Raw genomic sequence first — 16,473 nt, 5'->3', positions numbered from 1 at the left:
GGCCTTGGGCGTCTCCTGTGAGGTGTAGGCGATGCGCAGCTGGCATTTCCCATTTCGCAAGAGCCAATTTGCCTTTATGCTGACCAACACGGTCTCATTGGGTTGACGGCAGACTGCCGGAAGCGGACGTTCGACTTTGATTCCTGAAAATTGAGTATGACCAAAGGCAACAAGAAGCTGCGACTGGGGTCTGTGGAAGTTCATAGGCTCTTAATCCCGTTGCACAAGCTTAAGAACATATCGGACGACGACAGGTACTCGTACTATCTACTGAGCCACATGTTCAACGAATTGATGTGCTTGCAAAAGCTAATCCACTTCGCTATGCCGAAGCACGGGGATCGCCGAACGGTCCGCTTTCACCCCGAGATGGCGCAGGCCCAGTTCCTGTTCAGGATCGCGCTAGGTAAAGTTAGCGAAGTTCGCGACGAACTCGAGAAGAACAAGAAGCTTGAAGCGACGTTTATACGCCTGATCCAGCCCAGATGGCCAGAGGAGCAACAGTGCAGAGCAATTTTGCTTGCGGCCCTGGATTCCGCCCCATGGCTAAAGAAATTGCGCAACAGGCTCGGGTTTCATTTTCCGAATTTCGTTCAGTTGCTTCCATTCATCACACCAAATGATGAGTGGAAGGACGATGAGATTTTCGTAAGCAATCTATCAGGGAATACTTTCTACGATGCAGCAAACGATGTGGTGTTGCATTTGATGTTCAGCCTCTACAGTTCAGATCCGCAAGCTGAGGGGTCGATCAAGCCAGTTGGAACCGAACGCCTTCTCGAGAGCATGGATTCGATGATTAGACAGATGATTGACCTCATCACGCAGGTGAACAACTACCTCGAAAAAGCGGTGGGTGCATTGGTCGAGTCCGTTCTTCAACACATCCCCGCTATGCCCCCCGGCGAGGCTATCATCGCGCCTCACTTTCTTGATGTGCAAATCCCGTTCTGGACGCATATGCCACGTCGATCCGAATCGGATTGAACGTGCCGCAATTTGATATCGCCCCAATCACTCTCACTATAACCCGGAAGACTTGCCCAGAATCGATCTATGCAAAGAGCGGATTTGGTCTTTGAAGATGCGATAAGTTTATTTCTTGTTGCGGAGGGAGCTTCGCTTCTCACAAAAGTCACGACAAATTAATCCAGATTGAAGTGGAAAAACTATCTGGCCCGATAAAGAGAAAACTCCGATGGAGCATGACTTCAGGCGATGAAACGGGCCCTATGGGAGGGAGTTTGGCCGTGGGATGGATGCCATCCAGAGCACGTGTGTGGGTATGCTCTGGCGGTTTAAGTAGAGATCGACGTCGAACAGCGCTTGCTGAGGCTGGAGTTTTATAAAAGAGGGATCTTGACCAAGAAAGAGGTTAGGCAGTTTTAATAGCACTCCCGCTTGATAATCTGCTCGACGATATCGAGGCTTCGCGAGGTGTACCGGCACATGCGCGGCCGCGAAGCAATGGCAGTACTGGGTAGGCAACTCGCAGCTCACATCACACCATGAGCGCTCTGGTTCCTGCCCGACGCCTCGGAGATATTTTGATATTTGCGCAATTTGCTGCGTGTGGAACTCAACCCGCACCTTACCCAAGCCAAGACGCAGAAGGTGTGAGATCCCTTTAAATGGAGAAAACTGGAGATGCTTCGAGAAAAAATATCGTATGACTGAAGAGAACGGCGGCGAACGAATTTCTCACGTCTAGTGTCAACTACATAAGAAGCGCTTATGGCTTGAAAAGCTGGTAAAGTGCCGAAATTAAACCCTCCATGGCGTGGCCGTGACAGCCACTGATAACGTAATGCAGCACAATGAGCCCCGTCCATCGTCAGTTGCCAAACATCCGGCCCGGCTATACAAATACCGCGCAGTAACGACGTTGACCATTGAATCGGTCGTCAATGACGTGATTTTCTTTGCCGACCCAAGATCATTCAATGATCCGCTTGACACCAAGCCAGTCGTCGACTCCGACTTAAATACTCACGAATTGAAGGAATTGCTTTCCAAGCTCGTAATCTCAAGAAGTGCGGGTGCAATGAAAGCCGCAGCCTTGAGCATTGGCTACCGTGGGCCGCGGACGCTCGAGCATATTGGTCAACGCGGCCTCTCTCAAGTGAAGCGCCTTCTTGAGAAAATCGCTTACCACGCGACCGACCCTGAGTACGGTGGCATGGAAGAAGATGCGCATCGAAGGCTGCTTGCGCGCGCAATTCAAGACGAGCTATTAGCTCAGTACGACCGAGGAATCTTCTCGATGGCCGAGCGTAGCGACTGCCCGCTAATGTGGAGTCACTACGGTGATGAACACCGTGGCGTGTGTCTGGGATTTTCGGTTCCTGACTCGGTGGCGGCCCGCTTACATCGAGTCGAGTATGGTGGAAGTCGGCTTGTTGCAGCGAGTCGCGTGGCTGAAATGGCGAGCGGTGATGATAGGGCACGGCGCGACGTAGACGCAGCGGTATTGGCCCGCAAGGCCCGCGATTGGCGCTATGAGCGTGAATGGCGCCTCGTCGGTGATAAGGGGTTGGCAGACTCTCCTCTGGAACTAGAGGATGTCACTTTTGGAATGCGAGCCGCGCCTTCGGTCCGGCACGCGATCGTAAAGGCACTTGAAGGACGAGAAAAAAATATTCAGTTTTTCGAGATGTGCGAGCAACCAGCGAGTTTCAAGCTGAAGCGCCGAGTATTCAATGGCGGGGAAATTTCCGTCGGATACCCTCGCCGCGCGTTGTCGGCATTGGAGGGCTTTGAGGACGTATAGCCCTTCTCTAAAGGTGCTCCCAATCCGCAATAAAGTCCATCCGGAACGCCCAACTTGTACTTAATGCCAGTTCGTGCAAAGTGCGGATTCGTGTCCGCCGTTGGATCGCTGCCCTTCGGCCTTCAAGCGTTTGAGCGAATGACTGCTCACGCCCAAGCGCGGATATCTGAACCTCTTCGATTCCTATGTCCGACAATGCGCGGAACTTCCTGTTTAGATCTGCCCTCCGTAGGTAAGGCGAGCAGGCTGATTCCCCGCTAAATTAGATAGTGAGATAGCTGGCGCCTCATCTGCCGCCCACCCCCTCCATTTCCCCTCTGGCAAACAGCGCAATATCCCCACATCGCGCCACCCACAGCTGATCCCGCACCGTCGCCAGGTACTCGAAGAATCGCCGCAGGTGCTTGAGCCGAAACGCGTGCATCAGATAGGGATGCAGCGACACATTGAAGACCAACGGCTGCCGCCGTGACTGCCGCAGCATCTCGTCCACCTGGTCGATGAGCATGTCGGCCCATTCCTCGGGCGTCCATTTGGCGCCGTGCAGCGCGGTGATGTCGTTGGTCGGCCGGGCGTAGGGCAGCGCCACCAGAGGGCCGTGCGCGGTCCGCAGCATCACCGGCTGGTCGTCCATCATCCAGTCCATGACGTAGGCGTAGCCGTTGCGCGCCAGCAGCTCCGGCGTGCGCAGGGTTTCGTTGACCCATGGGCCCATCCAGCCCTTCGGCGCCTGGCCTTCCTCCGCGTGGAGGCGCGCGGTGACGTTCTCGATCATGCGCGCCTCGGCTTCCGCATCCATCTCGGCCTGACGCTCGGCGTTGGTGTGGCCGTGGCCGACGATCTCGTCGCCGCGCCGCCGCAGCGCCTGCGCGATCTGTGGGCAGCTGTCGTAGATGGCGGTGTTGAGCAAGGCGCTGGCGGGCAGGTCGAATTCGTCGAGCAGTTCGAGCAGCCGCCAGATGCCCACGCGGTTGCCCCAGTCGCGCCAGGTGTGGTTCACCACGTCGGGCTCGGGCTGGCGCGGGTTCAGCTCGGGGCCCATGCCCTCGCCGAAGGGAAAGGCCTCGATGTTCAAGGCGACGTAGAAGGCGAGCCGCGTGCCGTTGGGCCATTCGTAGGTGGGGCGCTCGACGATGGGCGAATAGTCGTAGCGGCCGTGCGTGGGCAGGGCGCGCAGGGGCGAAGCAGGGTCGGTCATGGCTGGCCTTTGACGATCAGGGCGACCACGCCGCCGCCCGGTGGGGCCTGCTGGATGGGGTCGCCAGAGACGAAGAAGCGCGTGCTGCCGAACAGGCTGCCCAGCAGCCCCGACTGTGCCGCGCGCATGTGGCTGTCCGCCGAATACGCCGAGGTGAAGATGCCGGTGCGGGCGCCGCGCACCCGGCCGTCCGGTGTCGGCCCGGCCTTGCTGAAGACGGCCAGCAGGCGCTCGGGCTCGGTCAGTCCGCCGGCCTCGTCGAAGCGCAGGCCCAGCGACACGGCCAGCCGGCGGATGCTGGCGGCGTCGAGCATGTCGCGGGGATGGCAGACGCCCAGGCGCAGCGCGCCCCCTGGGTCGCCAGCGCCGTCCGCATGGCCCAGCACGAGGGCCTCGACGGCGTCCTGCTCCGGACCGGCAAAGGTCATCGCCTTGGCACTGTGCAGAGTCGGATCGTTCGCGATCGCGTCGGGCCCGATGCGCGCGCGCTCGATCTCGCCCAGTGCCACAGCCGCGCCGAGGGCGGCGATGGCGCGCCCCCGGTGCTGGTCGCTGCGGTGCGGCGAGCCGGCGCAGCGGCTCGCAAGCAGCGTGGGGCATTTGAGGATGGCGAGGGCGACCTGGTCCGCGGCCAGGCCGGCATCGGCACAGGCGGCCGTCACGCAGGCGGCGACCGCATCGATGGCCTCGGGCTCGCCGATGACGGCCGGCGGCAGCGGGGCCGAGCGCGCGATGCCCAGGCGCAGGCCCGGATCGTCCTGTGGCCGCGTCGGGCGGCGCTCGATCAGCGCATAGCCGCCCGGGGTCGCCACGCCTTCGCAGCCATTGGCGAGCACGGCCACGGCGCGACCGGCGGCGGTCCAGGGCGCCAGCAGCGGATCGAGCGCGGTGCGCGACAGCTGCCGCGCGAAGTCGTTGGTGGCCGTGTGGCCTTCGGTCTTGACCAGCACCGCCAGCCGCGCCACCGAATCGGGGTCGCCGATCAAGGCCTGCAGCCCGGCGTAGTCGGCCGGGTGCGCCATGTCGAACCAGTGGACCTCGGTCATCGCACGCTTCAGGCGGCGTGGCCCATCGTGGCCTGCAGCTTGTCGGGCGCCAGCTCGTCGTGGTTGGCCGTCGCGAAGCGGCGCCCATGCTCGGGCGCATCGTCCAGGAACAGGGCGCGCGTCACGCCGGAGATCACGCGCGGGGCCGTGTACTTGATGTTGCTGTTCGATGCCGCGCTCGGCCCCATCGACAGCGTCGCGCCCCGCGTGGTCGTGAACAGGTGGTCCAGCCAGGGCGCACAGCCCGGCGTCTTCTCGGTGAACTCGCCGAAGCGGCCGAGGTAGGGAAAGCGGCCCAGCCGCGGCTCCGCCTGCGACGGCGCCGGCACATGGCGGTCGGCCCACAGCGCCGCATAGGGCAGCAGCCCGGCAAACTCCGGCCGCTGGGCCAGGTCCACGAAGGCGCCGGTGGCGGCAAAGACGAAGTCGAATCGCTCGGGCCCCTGCGGCGTGTCGACCAGCACCTGGCCCGCGTCCTCGCGCACCGCCAGCCAGGGCGTCGACGCCTTCATGACGAAGCCGGGCAGGCTGACCGCGCGGTCGAAGGTCGGCACCGGGGGCGGCTGCCCGATGCGGTAGAGCTCCTGCATGTAGGCCCAGCGCTGGTCGTCGGGCAGCTCGGGGTAGTGCGCCAGAAAGCCGGCGAACTCCATCCAGCGCCGCGGGTTGGTGCGGGGCAGGGCGGGGCGGCGAAAGCACAGCACCGCCTCGCGGGCGCCCGCCTCCAGCGCGGCGATGGCCGCGTCGAAGGCCGCCGCGCCGGAGCCGAGCAGGCCGATCCGCTGGCCCTCGAAGCGGCGGAAGTCGATCGGCCAGTCGCTGGTGTGGGCATAGAGGCTCGTGGGCAGGTGCTCGCTGATGAAGTCGGGCACCACGTGGCCGCCCGATGCTTCCGCGCCGCCCGAAAAGACCACGGTGCGGGCCCACACGGTGTCGATCCGGTCGGTGCCGCGGACCGTGAGCCGGAACAGCTGGCAGTCGGCGGCGCTGGGCCAGGGCTCCACGGCCGTGACCTCGACCTCGTTGACCATGTCGACGCCGGTCACCTCGCGGTACCAGCCCAGGTAGGCCTGCCAGTCGGGCCGGCTGATGCGAAAGAGCTGGTCCCAGCCCTCGGCGCCGTGCTGCGCCTCGTACCAGGCGCGGAAGGTGAGGCTGGCGTTGCCCAGGTCGTGGCCCGTCGGGTCCTTGGGCGTGCGCAGCATCTTCATGCGGCCGAAGGTCATCCAGGGCCCTTCCAGGCCGCGCGGGTTCTTCTCGAACACCCGCACGCGGTCCACGCATTCGCGCCGCAGGCCATGCGCGATGGTCAGGCCGAATTGCCCGCCGCCGACGATGGCGCAGTGGAGTACCGCCTCGGGCTCGGCGTCGACGCCCAGGGCGCGCAGCCGGGCGACATCGAAGTCCAGCACCCAGGGCTTGGCGGGATAGGCCAGGTAGCTCAGGTCGCGCTGCACGCGCGCGTTGAGGGCCTCGAGCGAGTCAGAGGGCATGGGAAAGCTCCAGGGAAGAAGGATTGCGACAGAGGCCGACGAACTGCGCCAGCGCCACGGAAGGGTTGTCCAGCCGCCAGGACACGGCGAGTTCGAGCGCGTCGTGGCCTTCGAACAGCGGCCGGTAGACGACGTCCCGCACTTCCAGGTCGCGCAGTTCGTCGCTGACGATGCCCAGGCCCAGGCCGGCGGCCACCAGGCCCAGCACCGTGGGCATGTGGGTGACTTCGTGCGCGATCTGCAGGTTGAGCTTGGCGCGCGTGAGCAGCGTCATCAGCTGCGCATGGAAGCCGGGGCCGAGCCGACGCTGCGGCGTGATGAGCGGCTCGTTGCGCAGGTCGTCCAGCGTGATGCTGCGTTGCCGCGCGAGCGGATGCCGCACATGCACCGCGACCATGAAGGAGCGCTTGGCGATGACGCGCGAGGTCAGGCCGGGCTCGTTGCGCAGGGCGCGGCCGATGGCGACGTCGACGCGCCGCGCGTACAGCGCCTCGATCTGCTTGTCGGTCAGCATCTCGACCAGCCGCAGCGACACCTCGGGCATGTGCTCGGCGGCCTGGCGGATCAGCTCGGGCACCACGTCGAACACGCTGGAACCCGTGACGGCCACCACCAGCTGGCCGGCCGCCCCGTGCGCGGCCCGGCGGCTGGCGTCGCGCGCGGTCGACACGCGCTCCAGGATGTCGCTGGCGTGCTTGATGAACTCCCGCCCGGCTTCGGTCAGCACGCTACCGCGCGGTCCGCGCACCAGCAGCGGCATGCCGACCTCGGCCTCCAGCTCCTTGATGGCCTGGCTCAGCGAGGGCTGCGAGATGTGGAGCGTGGCGGCGGCGCGGGTGACGTTCCCGGTCGCGGCGATCGCCTCAAAGTAACGGAGATGCCGCAGTTCCATCGAAGACTCGGTTCAGGGCATGGAGCCGGCCGTGCAAGGCCTGCGAGGCGCCGGACGTCGCAGCCGCGTCGGCGGGGAGGTGGGCCAGCACCAGCGCCAGGTCGCGCCGGAGCCAGTCGAACAAGGCGCTGTCGGCCGGTGCCTGGGTCAGTGCCGCGCGGTGCTGAGCCAGCTGCACGGAATGGGCGCTGCCGGCGGCCATCGCATCGAAGCAGCGTGAGAGGTCGAGCCCCTGCAGGGCGGCAAAGCCGGTGGCCGCCAGCAGGCCGGCGTCGATGCCGGCGATGGCGATCTGGTTGGTCAGCTTGCCCGCCTGGCCCGCACCGGCCGGGCCCAGGTGGGTGAGGGTGGCGCAGTAGGCCGACAGCAGCGGGCGCACATGCGCGACCGCACCCGGCTCACCGCCGAGCATGGCCGACAGCGTGCCCGCGCGCGCGCCCGCGGCAGCGCCGGAGAGCGGCGCATCGACCCACATCGCGCCAGCCTGCCCGGCGTCGGCCGCGAGCTGCCGCGCCGCGGGGACCGAGGTCGTCGTGTGGTCGACGACGCAGAGCCCAGGCGCGAGCGCCTCGCGCAGCCCGCCCGGTGCCTGCCACAGCCGCTGCAGGGCGGCTTCGTCGCTGACGCAGGTGATGACGGCGGCGGCGCGGCACGCGCGCACCGCGTCGCACACCGACCCGGCCGTGAAGACCCGGCCGCCGGGCAGCGCATCGTGCAGTTCCGGCCGGCTGTCCATTCCCCAGACCGGGACGCCCGCCGCGTGCAGCCGCAGCGCGATCGGCAGGCCCATCGTGCCCAGGCCGATGAGCAGCACGGGCGCGAGCTCGGCGGGCGGTGCAGCGTCCACCGCGCCGCCTGCGGCCTCGCCGGCGGTGGGCGAGGTCATGCGCGCTCCTCGGGGTGGCAACGCAGCGAAAGCACGTCGGGCCGCCCATAGTGCCCGTTGGTGTCGATGATGGCCTTCGACAGCTTGATCATGCGGGCCGGGCAGTCGGCATAGACGATGGTGTCGCCGTACACCGGCCCCACCAGCGGCACGCCGGCCGGCGCGATCACCATGCTGCCGCCGCGCGCGTACGAGATGTTGAGCGACTCGCGCATCGGAAAGTCGGCCGGGATCGAAGCCTCGTCGATCAGCCCGACCGCGCAGACCACGAAGGCACCGGCCTCGTTGGCATGCGCCCGGCACGAGGCGTAGCCGATGAAGTGGCTGCCGTCCGGGTCTTCCACCTGCATCTTCGGGCCGCTCCACACGTTGAACGCGCCGGGGTAGAGCGCGATGTGGAAGTCCTCGCCCTGCGAGATCATGCGCGCCCGCGCCAGGGTCATCACATGCTCGCCACAGATCAGCCCGCCCACGCGGCCGACGGCCGTCTCGTGCACGTAGAGGTCGTCGCCCGCGCCCTGGCCCCAGAAGGCCGATTCGACGAAGGTCGGACGCAGCTTGCGGTGCTTGCCCACGATGCGGCCGTCGTCGCCGATGGTGAGCATCGTGTTGTAGAGCGTGTGCACGCCCGGGCGGGCGTCGAGCTCGTTGCAGCCGATGACGACCGTCACGCCGCTCTGCGCCGCCGCCTCGCACAGGCGCTGGCTCTGTGCACTGGGGATCAGCAGGGCGTTGTCGAAGAAGCGTTCGCGCACCGCCATCCACGCATGCGAATCGCTGTTCCAGCCTTCGTCCCAGTAGGGATAGCCGGCCAGCCAGGTTTCGCTGAACACCACCAGCGAGGCGCCGCCCGCGGCCGCCTCGGCGATCTTGCGGCAGGCCTTGTCGATGGAGCGGTCGAGGTCGAGGAAGACCGGCGGCGTCTGCACGATGGCCACGCGCACGCGCTCGCGCCCCGCCATGATCTTGCCGGCGGCACTCATCGTGCGGCCCCGGTGGCGCGCTGCCATGCCGACACCGGCGCCACCCAGCCGAAGAAGCGCTCGACGTTCCACAGCGTTGCCTGCCGCAGGAAGTCGGGCCCGGCGTGATGCGTCGCGTCTTCCAGCAACAGCGGGAAGTACTCGTGCCCGTAGGCGTCGCGCAGGCTGGTCTCCACGCAGACGTTCGCAGCCACGCCGCAGAACACCAGGTTGCGCATGCGCCGGGCGCGCAGCAACTGGTCGAGGCTGGTGCCCGCGAAGGCGCTGTAGCGGGACTTGCGGATCACCGGCTCGTCGGCGGCCGGGGCCATCTCGTCCACCAGTTCGTAGTCCCAGGTGCCGTCGGTGATGAGCCGGCGTGCCAGCTCGGGCCGCTCGCGCATCAGCACCTGCGCTTCCGACTTGTGCCACACCGGCGCCGTGTCGCCGCCCACGCACAGGTGCATCGCGTCGAAGCCGCTCTGGATGAAGATCACCTGCACGCCGGCCTGGCGCGCCGCCTTGACCGCCACCACCACCTGCGCCACGGTGCCCGGCGCATGGGCCAGGTCGTAGCCCACGTTGTCGAAGTAGCCGCCCGGCTTGAGAAAGCCGTTCTGCATGTCCACGACGATCAGCGCAGTCTCGTCGGTGCGCCACTGCACCGCGCCCGGCCTCGCGTCGATGGCAAGGGTGCCGTCCATCAGGCGCTCCGCTTCAGCGGGTGGATCGTGGCGGTCTGCGCGGGTGCCAGCACGCGGTCCAGGACCCAGTTGTCCAGCGCATGGACGATGCGCTCCTTGGCCGCGAAGCGCCCGGGATGCACAGGGCCGGCGCGCAGGCCGCGCTGCTGCTGCACCGAGATGGCGTTGTCTTCGGCCACCACGCGGTCCTGCCGCTTGTAGTAGCGCTGTGCGACTTCCTCGAAGTCGGGCTGCGCCACGCGCGAGCGCGGGAACATCGAGGTGTGGACGATCCGCGTCTGCTCCGGCCCCATCGGCAGGCACTGGAAGGACCACATCGTGTCGATGGTCAGCGCGAGCATGGTGCCGGGGTACACCAGCATGAAGCGGCTGCCGCGCACCGACTCGCCGTGCAGGCTTTCGATGGGGGCGAACCCGGTGTCGCCATCGAGCAGGGCGAGCGTGCCATCGTGCTGCTCGAAGATGGCCGTGTATTGGCCATTGCCGCTCGGCTCCTCGGGATGGTTGACGGCCTTGTGGCTGCTGATGGTGGCGCGATGCACGGTGGGGATGTGGTAGCCCTCCATGAAGTTCTCGACCCACACCTTCCAGTTGCAGGCCACGTCGTGCGTGACGATGCGCGTGGCCACCATGTCGCCGAGCTGGTACATCGCCAGCCGGTCGGGCAGCTCGCCCAGCCATTCGAGCAGCGGCGGTGCGCCATGGTCGAGGCAGACCCAGATGAAGCCGTCGCTGACGTCGACGCGCGCAGAGACCAGCGGAAAGTCCGCCCGGTCGAAGTCCTGCGTCGCCTCCATGCCGGCGCAGCCGCGCAGCTCGCCTTCGAGGTTGTAGCTCCAGGCGTGGTAGGGGCAGACGATGGCGCGCTCGTTGCCGCAGGCCTGTCCCTCGGGCACGTCCAGGAGGCGCGCACCACGGTGCCGGCAGGCGTTGACGAAGGCGCGGATGCCGCCCTCGCGGTCGCGCAGCACGATCAGCGACAGGCCTGCCTGGTCATGCGTGAAGAAATCGCCCGTGGCCGGAATGCGGTCGGCCCGGCCCACCATCAGCCAGCTGCGCGCGAACACGGTCTCCAGTTCGCGCTGGAAGAAGCGGGCGTCGTGGTAGCAATCGGCAGGCAGGCCATGGGCCTGCAGCAGCGGCTTGCGTACGTCGTCGTAGCGGGTCGGGTCGAAGATCGCGTCCATGGAATCCATCCTGCAAAACATCGGGAAGGCCTATGGCGGCCCATCTGCGCCGCATTGGCGTGCAGCAAAGCGCATGCCATCCGCTGGGTGATCGCCGGGTGTTTCGGCTGGGGCCAGGGACAGCCATAGGCATGGGCTATGTTGTGCCGCCTCTGCACGCCCACGCAGCAGGGAGACCGCGCGAGACGCTGGGCCTAGCTTTAGACGGACGCGCAAGCAGGCACCTGGGGCATGGAATTTGCGGCCGCTGCGGCCATGCACGCTTTCGCGCCCAACCCTTTCATCGAGCCGCCGCCCCTGAGCGATGCGGAGCTGGCGGCGCAGTACGACAACAACAGTGCGGCCCGCAACGCCCATGACCTCGCGGCCCTGCGCGCGCTGTCGGCCGACGCCTTTGCGCACCGCATCGGGCATGCCACGCATCGATTCAGTGCCGGCGACGAAGGCTGGGCCGACGTCTTCCTGCCGCCTGGCGCGACGAGGCCGGTGCCGGCGATGGTCTTCGTGCACGGCGGTCGCTGGCGCCTGAACACCAGCCGCGAGACGGCCTTCTGGGCCGAGGCCTGCGTGCGTCAGGGCATGGCCTGGGTCGGCATCAACTTCGCCGCGCTCGGACAGGCCCGTCTGCCGGCCATCGTGGCGCAGGTGGACGCGGCCATCGCGATGGTTGTCACGCGCGCGCAGGCCCTGGGCATCGACTCGGCCGCACTCTCGTTGGCGGGCCATTCGTCGGGCGCGCACCTCGCGCTGTCGGCGGCGTTGACCGGGCAGCCGTGGGTGGGCCGCATGCGTGCGCTGCTGCTGCTCGGCGGCATGTACGACCTGCGGCCGCTGGCGCGCAGCATGGCCGAGGTCACCCTCGGTTTCACGCCGGAAGAGGCCGTCGCCTGCAGCCCCTTGCTGACACTCGAAGCCCTGGCCGAAGCCGCGCAACGGCCGACGCTGCCGCCCATGCTCGTGGCCGTCGGCGACGAGGAGTCGCCGGAGTTCATCCGGCAGGCACAGGCACTGCATTGGCGGCTGCACAACCTGGGCGTCGACAGCCGCCTGTTGCGCATCGAGGGCCGCGCGCATTTCGATGCGGCGCTGGAGTTCAACGCCGCCCACTCGCAGATGCGTGCCTTCGTGGCGCGGGGCATCGCACCCGCGCAAAGCGCCGCATGACGCGGGCGCTGCGCAGCCTTCGCAACGTCCGTCTCGGGGACGCGCCGGCCGACGCGCCGCGCGTGGACGTCGGCATCGAGGGCGGCGTGATCCGCGCGATCGGCCCTGCCGGCAGCCTTGCCGGTCCGCCCGGCCTGGCGGACCTGGACGGCAGCGGCCTCATCGCCTTCCCGGGCTTCGTCAACGCGCATGCGCATTCGAACGAGATGTTCGAGCAGGGCAGCTGCGACGGCGAGCCACTGGAAGTCTGGCTGGCGCTGGCCTATCCGCCGCTGGGCGCGGACGCCATTCCCGTGCGCTGGCACTACCTGCGCGCCATGATGCTGGCCCTGCGTTCGCTGCGCTCGGGCGTGACCGCGCTGCACGACGACTTCCTCAACCCCGGTGGCGATGAAGAGGCGCTGCAGGCCGTGTTCGACGCCTACGACGATGCGGGCCTGCGCGCCCGGGTGGCGGTCACGCTGTCCGACCGGGGCTACCTCGACGGGCTGTCGTTTGCACGCGCGGAGTTCGCCCCTGACCTGAGCGCGCGCCTGGACGCCCGCCCGCCGCGCGCGCTGGACGCGCAGTTCGACGTCTTCCATCGCGCCCGTCATGCGCTGGCGGCGCGGGGCCGTTCGCGGCTCGGCCTGTCGCTCGGCCCACGCGGCCCGCAGCGCTGCACGCCCGCGTTGTTGCGCCGCGTGGCCGATACCGCTGCGGCCCACGCGGTGCCGGTGCACATGCATGTGCTGGAGTCGCGCACGCAGGCCGTCACCGCGCAACAGCAGTACGGCCGCAGCTTCATCGAGGTGCTCGACGGGGCCGGGCTGCTTTGCCCGCAACTGGCGATGAACCATGCGGTGTGGCTGACCGATGCCGACATCGAACGCGTGGCCGAGCGGGGCGCACGCGTGGTGCACAACCCGCTGTCCAACTTCAAGCTGGCCAGCGGGCGCTGCCCCGTCGGGCGGTTGCTGGCCGCAGGGGTCGAGGTCGCCATCGGCACCGACGGCGCCGCGACGGGCGACAGCGTCGACTACCTCGACAGCCTGCGCATGGCCTCGCTCATCCACAAGCTGGACGCCAGTGCCGCCCATCCCGCGCCCGACGCCGCCCGGCTCGTGCGCATGGCCACGGCCGACGGCGCGGCCACCATGGGCAACGCGGCCATCGCCGGCGAGATCGCCGTGGGTCGCGTCGCGGACTTCACGCTGCTCGACGCGCGCGACCTGGCCTTCGTGCCGCTGCACGACCCGCGCCGCCAGCTCTGCTTTGCCGCCACCAGCAGTGCGGTCCACACGGTGGTGGTCGATGGCCGCGTGGTGTTCGCCGACGGCCGCGCGAGCGGCGTGGACGAGCCGGCCCTGCGCGACGAGATCGCCGAGGCGGCCGAGCGCTTCCGCCACGAGGTCTTTGCCCGGCGCACGGCCGGCGGGCCCGTGGTCGACGCGGTGCGCCGCGTGCTGGCCCGGGCCGCGGCCGAAGGCTCTCCCTTTCCTTTCTCCCGATAACCGAAGGACGATCCATGCATCGCAGACAACTTCTCCGTTCCGCCGGCCTCGCCGTCGCGCTGATCGCGGGTGCCGCCACCGCGGCGCAGGCGGACACGCTGGACAAGATCAAGAAGGACGGCGTGGTCGTCATGGCCAATGGCGGCGCCTACCCGCCTTTCGGCTATGTCGAGAACGGCACCATGGTCGGCTTCGACATCGACCTGGGCAACGAGGTGGCGCGCCGCCTGGGCGTGCAGCCCAAGTGGGAAAAGATCGACTTCAGCGGCCTCATCCCGGCGCTCAACTCCAAGCGGGTCGACATGCTCGTCACCGCCATGACCTGGACCGCCGACCGCGCGCAGCGCATCACCTTCTCCACGCCGTACTACAACTCCGGCATCGCGGGCGGGGCCAAGCCGGCCGCCCACATCGTGAAGGCCGGCGACATCGCGGGCAAGGTGGTGGCGGTGCAGATCGGCAGCGCCGGCGAGCGCTTCGTGCGCGACCTGGGCACCGCCAAGGAGGTCAAGACCTACAACGACTTCCTGCTCGCCTTCGCGGATGTGGAGGCGGGCCGGGCCGACGTCGTGGTCAACACGCTGCCCACCGTGCGCTACAACGCCGCGCGCCGGCCGAGCAAGCTGGCCGTCTCCGAGACCTGGGACAAGCGCGACGTCGGCATCAACACCCGCATGGACGACGCGCGCCTGCTGGAGGCCGTGAACGCCATCCTGGCCGACCTCAAGCGCGAGGGCTTCCTCGACAAGCTCGATGCGAAGTGGTTCCAATGAGCGCGGCCGTGCTCCAGACCCTTGCGGGGCGCCACGGCGCCTTCGTCTCCGACGGCAGCGATGAGGCCTGCGCCCTGCGGCTGAGGCAGGCCCATGGCGACGCCGGGCCGCTCGCCGGACTGCGGCTCGCGGTCAAGGACGTGTTCGAGGTCGAAGGCCTGCGCGTGGGGGCGGGCCAGCCGGCCTGGTTCGCCGAGCAGGCCGAGGCCCAGTCGTCGGCGCCGGCCGTGCGCGCGCTGCTCGATGCCGGTACGCCGTGGGTCGGCAAGACCGTCACCGACGAGCTGACCTACAGTCTGGCCGGCAACAACGCGCACTACGGCAAGCCGACCAACCCGGCGGCACCGGACCGGCTGTCGGGTGGCTCGTCCTCGGGCTCCGTGGTCGCCGTCGCGGGCGGCCATGCCGACATCGCGCTGGGCACCGACTGCGGCGGCTCCACGCGGCTGCCTGCCAGCTACTGCGGCGTGTGGGGCATGCGCCCCACGCACGGGCGCATCGCGGCCCAGGGCTGCTTCACGCTGGCCCACAGCTTCGACACCGTCGGCTGGTTCGCCACCAGCGCCGATGCGATGACTCGCGTGTTCGAGCAATTGGCGCGCAGCCGCGTTGCGGCAGCGCAAGCCATCGGGCCGCTGGTGGTGGCGGCCGATGTGCTGCCGCTGCTCGACGCACCGGTGCGCACCGCCTACGAGGCGCTCATCGCCCAGTTGCGCGAACTGGCGCCCGTCACCCTGCTGCCCGAGGGCACGCTGCCCCTGGCCGACTGGGCCAATGCCTTCCGCGTGCTGCAGGCGAGCGAGATCTGGCTGCAGCTGGGCGACTGGGTGCGCAGCCGAAAGCCGCACATGGGCGAAGACGTGACGCAGCGCTTCGACGCCGCGGCGCGCGTGGGCTTCGACGAAGTGGCCGCCATGCAGCGGCTGCGGGTCGATGCCATCGCCACGATGGCGCGTGTGCTGGCCGGTGGGGCTGCCCTGGTGTGGCCCACGGTTCCGACGCCGGCGCCGAGCCTCGATGCGTCCTTCGATGCGGTCAACGACATCCGCGCGCGCTCCTTCCGCATGCTGGCGCCGGCGGGCCTGGCCGGCCTGCCGCAACTCAGCATGCCGTGGATGCGCAGCGAGGGCGCGCCGGTCGGCCTGTCGGTGATCGGTGCGCGTGGCGACGACGAAGGCGTGCTGCAGCTGGCGCAGTTGCTGTCGGAGCGGCTCGGCCCGGCCGGCGCTGCGCACTGACGGATCGGGCGGATGGACTTTTCCTTCGACGTCTTCCTGGCCGCGATTCCGTCGCTGCTCAAGGGCATGGTGATCACCGCGAAGATCGCCGCGCTCTCGGCGCTGGTCGGGCTGGTGCTCGGCACGCTCGGTGGCCTGGCCCGCGTGTCGCCGCGCCGGGTGCTGCGGCTGCCCGCGCTCGTCTACGTCACGCTGATGCGTGCGACGCCCGTGCTGGTGACGCTGCTCTTCCTGTACTACGGCCTGCCGTCGGCCGGGCTGCTGCTCGACGCGACCACGGTGGGCGTGATCGCCCTGGGCATCACCAACGGCGCCTACATGAGCGAGATCCTGCGCGGCGGCATCGAGTCGATCGACGGCGGCCAGATGCGCGCGGCGCGCGCGCTCGGCATGTCCTACCCGCTGGCGATGCGCCGCATCGTCCTGCCGCAGGCCGCGCGACGCGTGCTGCCACCGGTGACCAACGAGCTGATCAGCCTGATCAAGAACACCTCGCTGGTCTCGACCGTCGCCATCTCCGACCTGCTGCGCGCCGGCATGGACTTCATGAGCTGGAAGGCCAACACCTTCAGCCCCTTTGCCGGGGTGGCCCTGGGCTACCTGCTGCTGACGCTGCCGCTCATCGCCATCAACGCCTGGCTCGAAAAGCGCTACCGCGTGACGTGAC

The 16,473-nt window shown here is 67.8% G+C and carries 15 protein-coding genes; 7 read left to right on the top strand and 8 right to left on the bottom strand.

The genetic code is table 11. The annotated features are described in order from the left end of the window. The first annotated feature begins 279 nt into the window (after window positions 1-279). Together L0984_RS01400 and L0984_RS01395 are read left to right on the top strand one after the other, a co-directional pair. Window positions 280-987, top strand: coding sequence for a hypothetical protein (locus L0984_RS01400; RefSeq protein WP_234191997.1), 708 nt, complete (start codon window positions 280-282; stop codon window positions 985-987). A gap of 820 nt (window positions 988-1,807) precedes the next feature. After that, entirely contained in the window at window positions 1,808-2,770 is a 963-nt protein-coding gene (locus tag L0984_RS01395) for a DUF2971 domain-containing protein (protein ID WP_234191996.1), read from the top strand. Between the two features lie 286 nt (window positions 2,771-3,056). On the opposite strand, the gene L0984_RS01390 is transcribed toward L0984_RS01395, so the two are convergent. From L0984_RS01390 to L0984_RS01355, 8 genes are read right to left on the bottom strand one after another with little or no spacing between them, the layout of a single operon-like run. Continuing rightward, window positions 3,057-3,968, bottom strand: coding sequence for a polysaccharide deacetylase family protein (locus L0984_RS01390; RefSeq protein WP_234191995.1), 912 nt, complete (start codon window positions 3,966-3,968; stop codon window positions 3,057-3,059). After that, on the bottom strand, window positions 3,965-5,014 hold the full coding sequence (locus L0984_RS01385) for a ring-opening amidohydrolase (protein WP_234191994.1): 1,050 nt from the start codon (window positions 5,012-5,014) through the stop codon (window positions 3,965-3,967). The genes L0984_RS01390 and L0984_RS01385 overlap by 4 nt, the downstream gene beginning before the upstream one ends. 8 nt (window positions 5,015-5,022) lie before the next feature. After that, window positions 5,023-6,507, bottom strand: a complete 1,485-nt coding sequence (locus L0984_RS01380) for an FAD/NAD(P)-binding protein (protein ID WP_234191993.1) — start codon at window positions 6,505-6,507, stop codon at window positions 5,023-5,025. Next, window positions 6,497-7,399: a LysR family transcriptional regulator gene (locus L0984_RS01375; RefSeq protein WP_234191992.1), complete on the bottom strand. Its 903-nt coding sequence runs from the start codon at window positions 7,397-7,399 to the stop codon at window positions 6,497-6,499. Before L0984_RS01375 ends, L0984_RS01380 begins: the two co-directional genes overlap by 11 nt. Beyond that, window positions 7,371-8,285, bottom strand: coding sequence for an NAD(P)-dependent oxidoreductase (locus L0984_RS01370; RefSeq protein WP_234191991.1), 915 nt, complete (start codon window positions 8,283-8,285; stop codon window positions 7,371-7,373). Before L0984_RS01370 ends, L0984_RS01375 begins: the two co-directional genes overlap by 29 nt. Then, window positions 8,282-9,268 (bottom strand): carbon-nitrogen hydrolase family protein, encoded by a 987-nt coding sequence (locus tag L0984_RS01365; RefSeq protein ID WP_234191990.1) that lies wholly within the window; start codon window positions 9,266-9,268, stop codon window positions 8,282-8,284. Before L0984_RS01365 ends, L0984_RS01370 begins: the two co-directional genes overlap by 4 nt. Continuing rightward, window positions 9,265-9,951, bottom strand: coding sequence for an isochorismatase family protein (locus L0984_RS01360; protein ID WP_234191989.1), 687 nt, complete (start codon window positions 9,949-9,951; stop codon window positions 9,265-9,267). Before L0984_RS01360 ends, L0984_RS01365 begins: the two co-directional genes overlap by 4 nt. Next, window positions 9,951-11,138, bottom strand: a complete 1,188-nt coding sequence (locus L0984_RS01355; protein WP_234191988.1) for an aromatic ring-hydroxylating oxygenase subunit alpha — start codon at window positions 11,136-11,138, stop codon at window positions 9,951-9,953. Before L0984_RS01355 ends, L0984_RS01360 begins: the two co-directional genes overlap by 1 nt. Before the next feature lie 231 nt (window positions 11,139-11,369). Here L0984_RS01355 and L0984_RS01350 point away from each other — a divergent pair, with 231 nt between their 5' ends. The 5 genes from L0984_RS01350 to L0984_RS01330 are packed head-to-tail and all read left to right on the top strand — an operon-like array spanning window position 11,370 to window position 16,472. Beyond that, window positions 11,370-12,302 (top strand): alpha/beta hydrolase, encoded by a 933-nt coding sequence (locus L0984_RS01350; RefSeq protein ID WP_234191987.1) that lies wholly within the window; start codon window positions 11,370-11,372, stop codon window positions 12,300-12,302. Then, window positions 12,299-13,795 (top strand): amidohydrolase family protein, encoded by a 1,497-nt coding sequence (locus L0984_RS01345; protein ID WP_234191986.1) that lies wholly within the window; start codon window positions 12,299-12,301, stop codon window positions 13,793-13,795. The genes L0984_RS01350 and L0984_RS01345 overlap by 4 nt, the downstream gene beginning before the upstream one ends. A 14-nt stretch (window positions 13,796-13,809) precedes the next feature. Then, complete coding sequence (locus L0984_RS01340) at window positions 13,810-14,568, top strand: substrate-binding periplasmic protein (RefSeq protein ID WP_234191985.1); 759 nt, start codon at window positions 13,810-13,812, stop codon at window positions 14,566-14,568. Window positions 14,569-14,576: 8 nt separating this feature from the next. Beyond that, window positions 14,577-15,806: an amidase gene (locus L0984_RS01335; RefSeq protein WP_370645867.1), complete on the top strand. Its 1,230-nt coding sequence runs from the start codon at window positions 14,577-14,579 to the stop codon at window positions 15,804-15,806. 12 nt (window positions 15,807-15,818) lie between these two features. Beyond that, complete coding sequence (locus L0984_RS01330) at window positions 15,819-16,472, top strand: amino acid ABC transporter permease (protein ID WP_234191983.1); 654 nt, start codon at window positions 15,819-15,821, stop codon at window positions 16,470-16,472. The last annotated feature ends 1 nt before the right edge of the window (window position 16,473 follow it).

Origin of the sequence: Pseudacidovorax sp. NFM-22 (assembly GCF_021401245.1) — a bacterium.
In the GTDB taxonomy this organism is placed as follows: domain Bacteria; phylum Pseudomonadota; class Gammaproteobacteria; order Burkholderiales; family Burkholderiaceae_C; genus Xenophilus.
This window is presented reverse-complemented; position numbering and strand designations above follow the sequence as displayed.

Excerpts from the sequence above, each read along its gene's own strand:
- L0984_RS01360 (WP_234191989.1), bottom strand. The coding sequence starts at position 9,951 with ATGGACGGCACCCTTGCCATCGACGCGAGGCCGGGCGCGGTGCAGTGG.
- L0984_RS01370 (WP_234191991.1), bottom strand. The coding sequence starts at position 8,285 with ATGACCTCGCCCACCGCCGGCGAGGCCGCAGGCGGCGCGGTGGACGCT.
- L0984_RS01390 (WP_234191995.1), bottom strand. The coding sequence starts at position 3,968 with ATGACCGACCCTGCTTCGCCCCTGCGCGCCCTGCCCACGCACGGCCGC.
- L0984_RS01395 (WP_234191996.1), top strand. The coding sequence starts at position 1,808 with ATGCAGCACAATGAGCCCCGTCCATCGTCAGTTGCCAAACATCCGGCC.
- L0984_RS01330 (WP_234191983.1), top strand. The coding sequence starts at position 15,819 with ATGGACTTTTCCTTCGACGTCTTCCTGGCCGCGATTCCGTCGCTGCTC.
- L0984_RS01350 (WP_234191987.1), top strand. The coding sequence starts at position 11,370 with ATGGAATTTGCGGCCGCTGCGGCCATGCACGCTTTCGCGCCCAACCCT.
- L0984_RS01380 (WP_234191993.1), bottom strand. The coding sequence starts at position 6,507 with ATGCCCTCTGACTCGCTCGAGGCCCTCAACGCGCGCGTGCAGCGCGAC.
- L0984_RS01385 (WP_234191994.1), bottom strand. The coding sequence starts at position 5,014 with ATGACCGAGGTCCACTGGTTCGACATGGCGCACCCGGCCGACTACGCC.
- L0984_RS01365 (WP_234191990.1), bottom strand. The coding sequence starts at position 9,268 with ATGAGTGCCGCCGGCAAGATCATGGCGGGGCGCGAGCGCGTGCGCGTG.
- L0984_RS01400 (WP_234191997.1), top strand. The coding sequence starts at position 280 with ATGTTCAACGAATTGATGTGCTTGCAAAAGCTAATCCACTTCGCTATG.
- L0984_RS01345 (WP_234191986.1), top strand. The coding sequence starts at position 12,299 with ATGACGCGGGCGCTGCGCAGCCTTCGCAACGTCCGTCTCGGGGACGCG.
- L0984_RS01340 (WP_234191985.1), top strand. The coding sequence starts at position 13,810 with ATGCATCGCAGACAACTTCTCCGTTCCGCCGGCCTCGCCGTCGCGCTG.
- L0984_RS01355 (WP_234191988.1), bottom strand. The coding sequence starts at position 11,138 with ATGGACGCGATCTTCGACCCGACCCGCTACGACGACGTACGCAAGCCG.
- L0984_RS01375 (WP_234191992.1), bottom strand. The coding sequence starts at position 7,399 with ATGGAACTGCGGCATCTCCGTTACTTTGAGGCGATCGCCGCGACCGGG.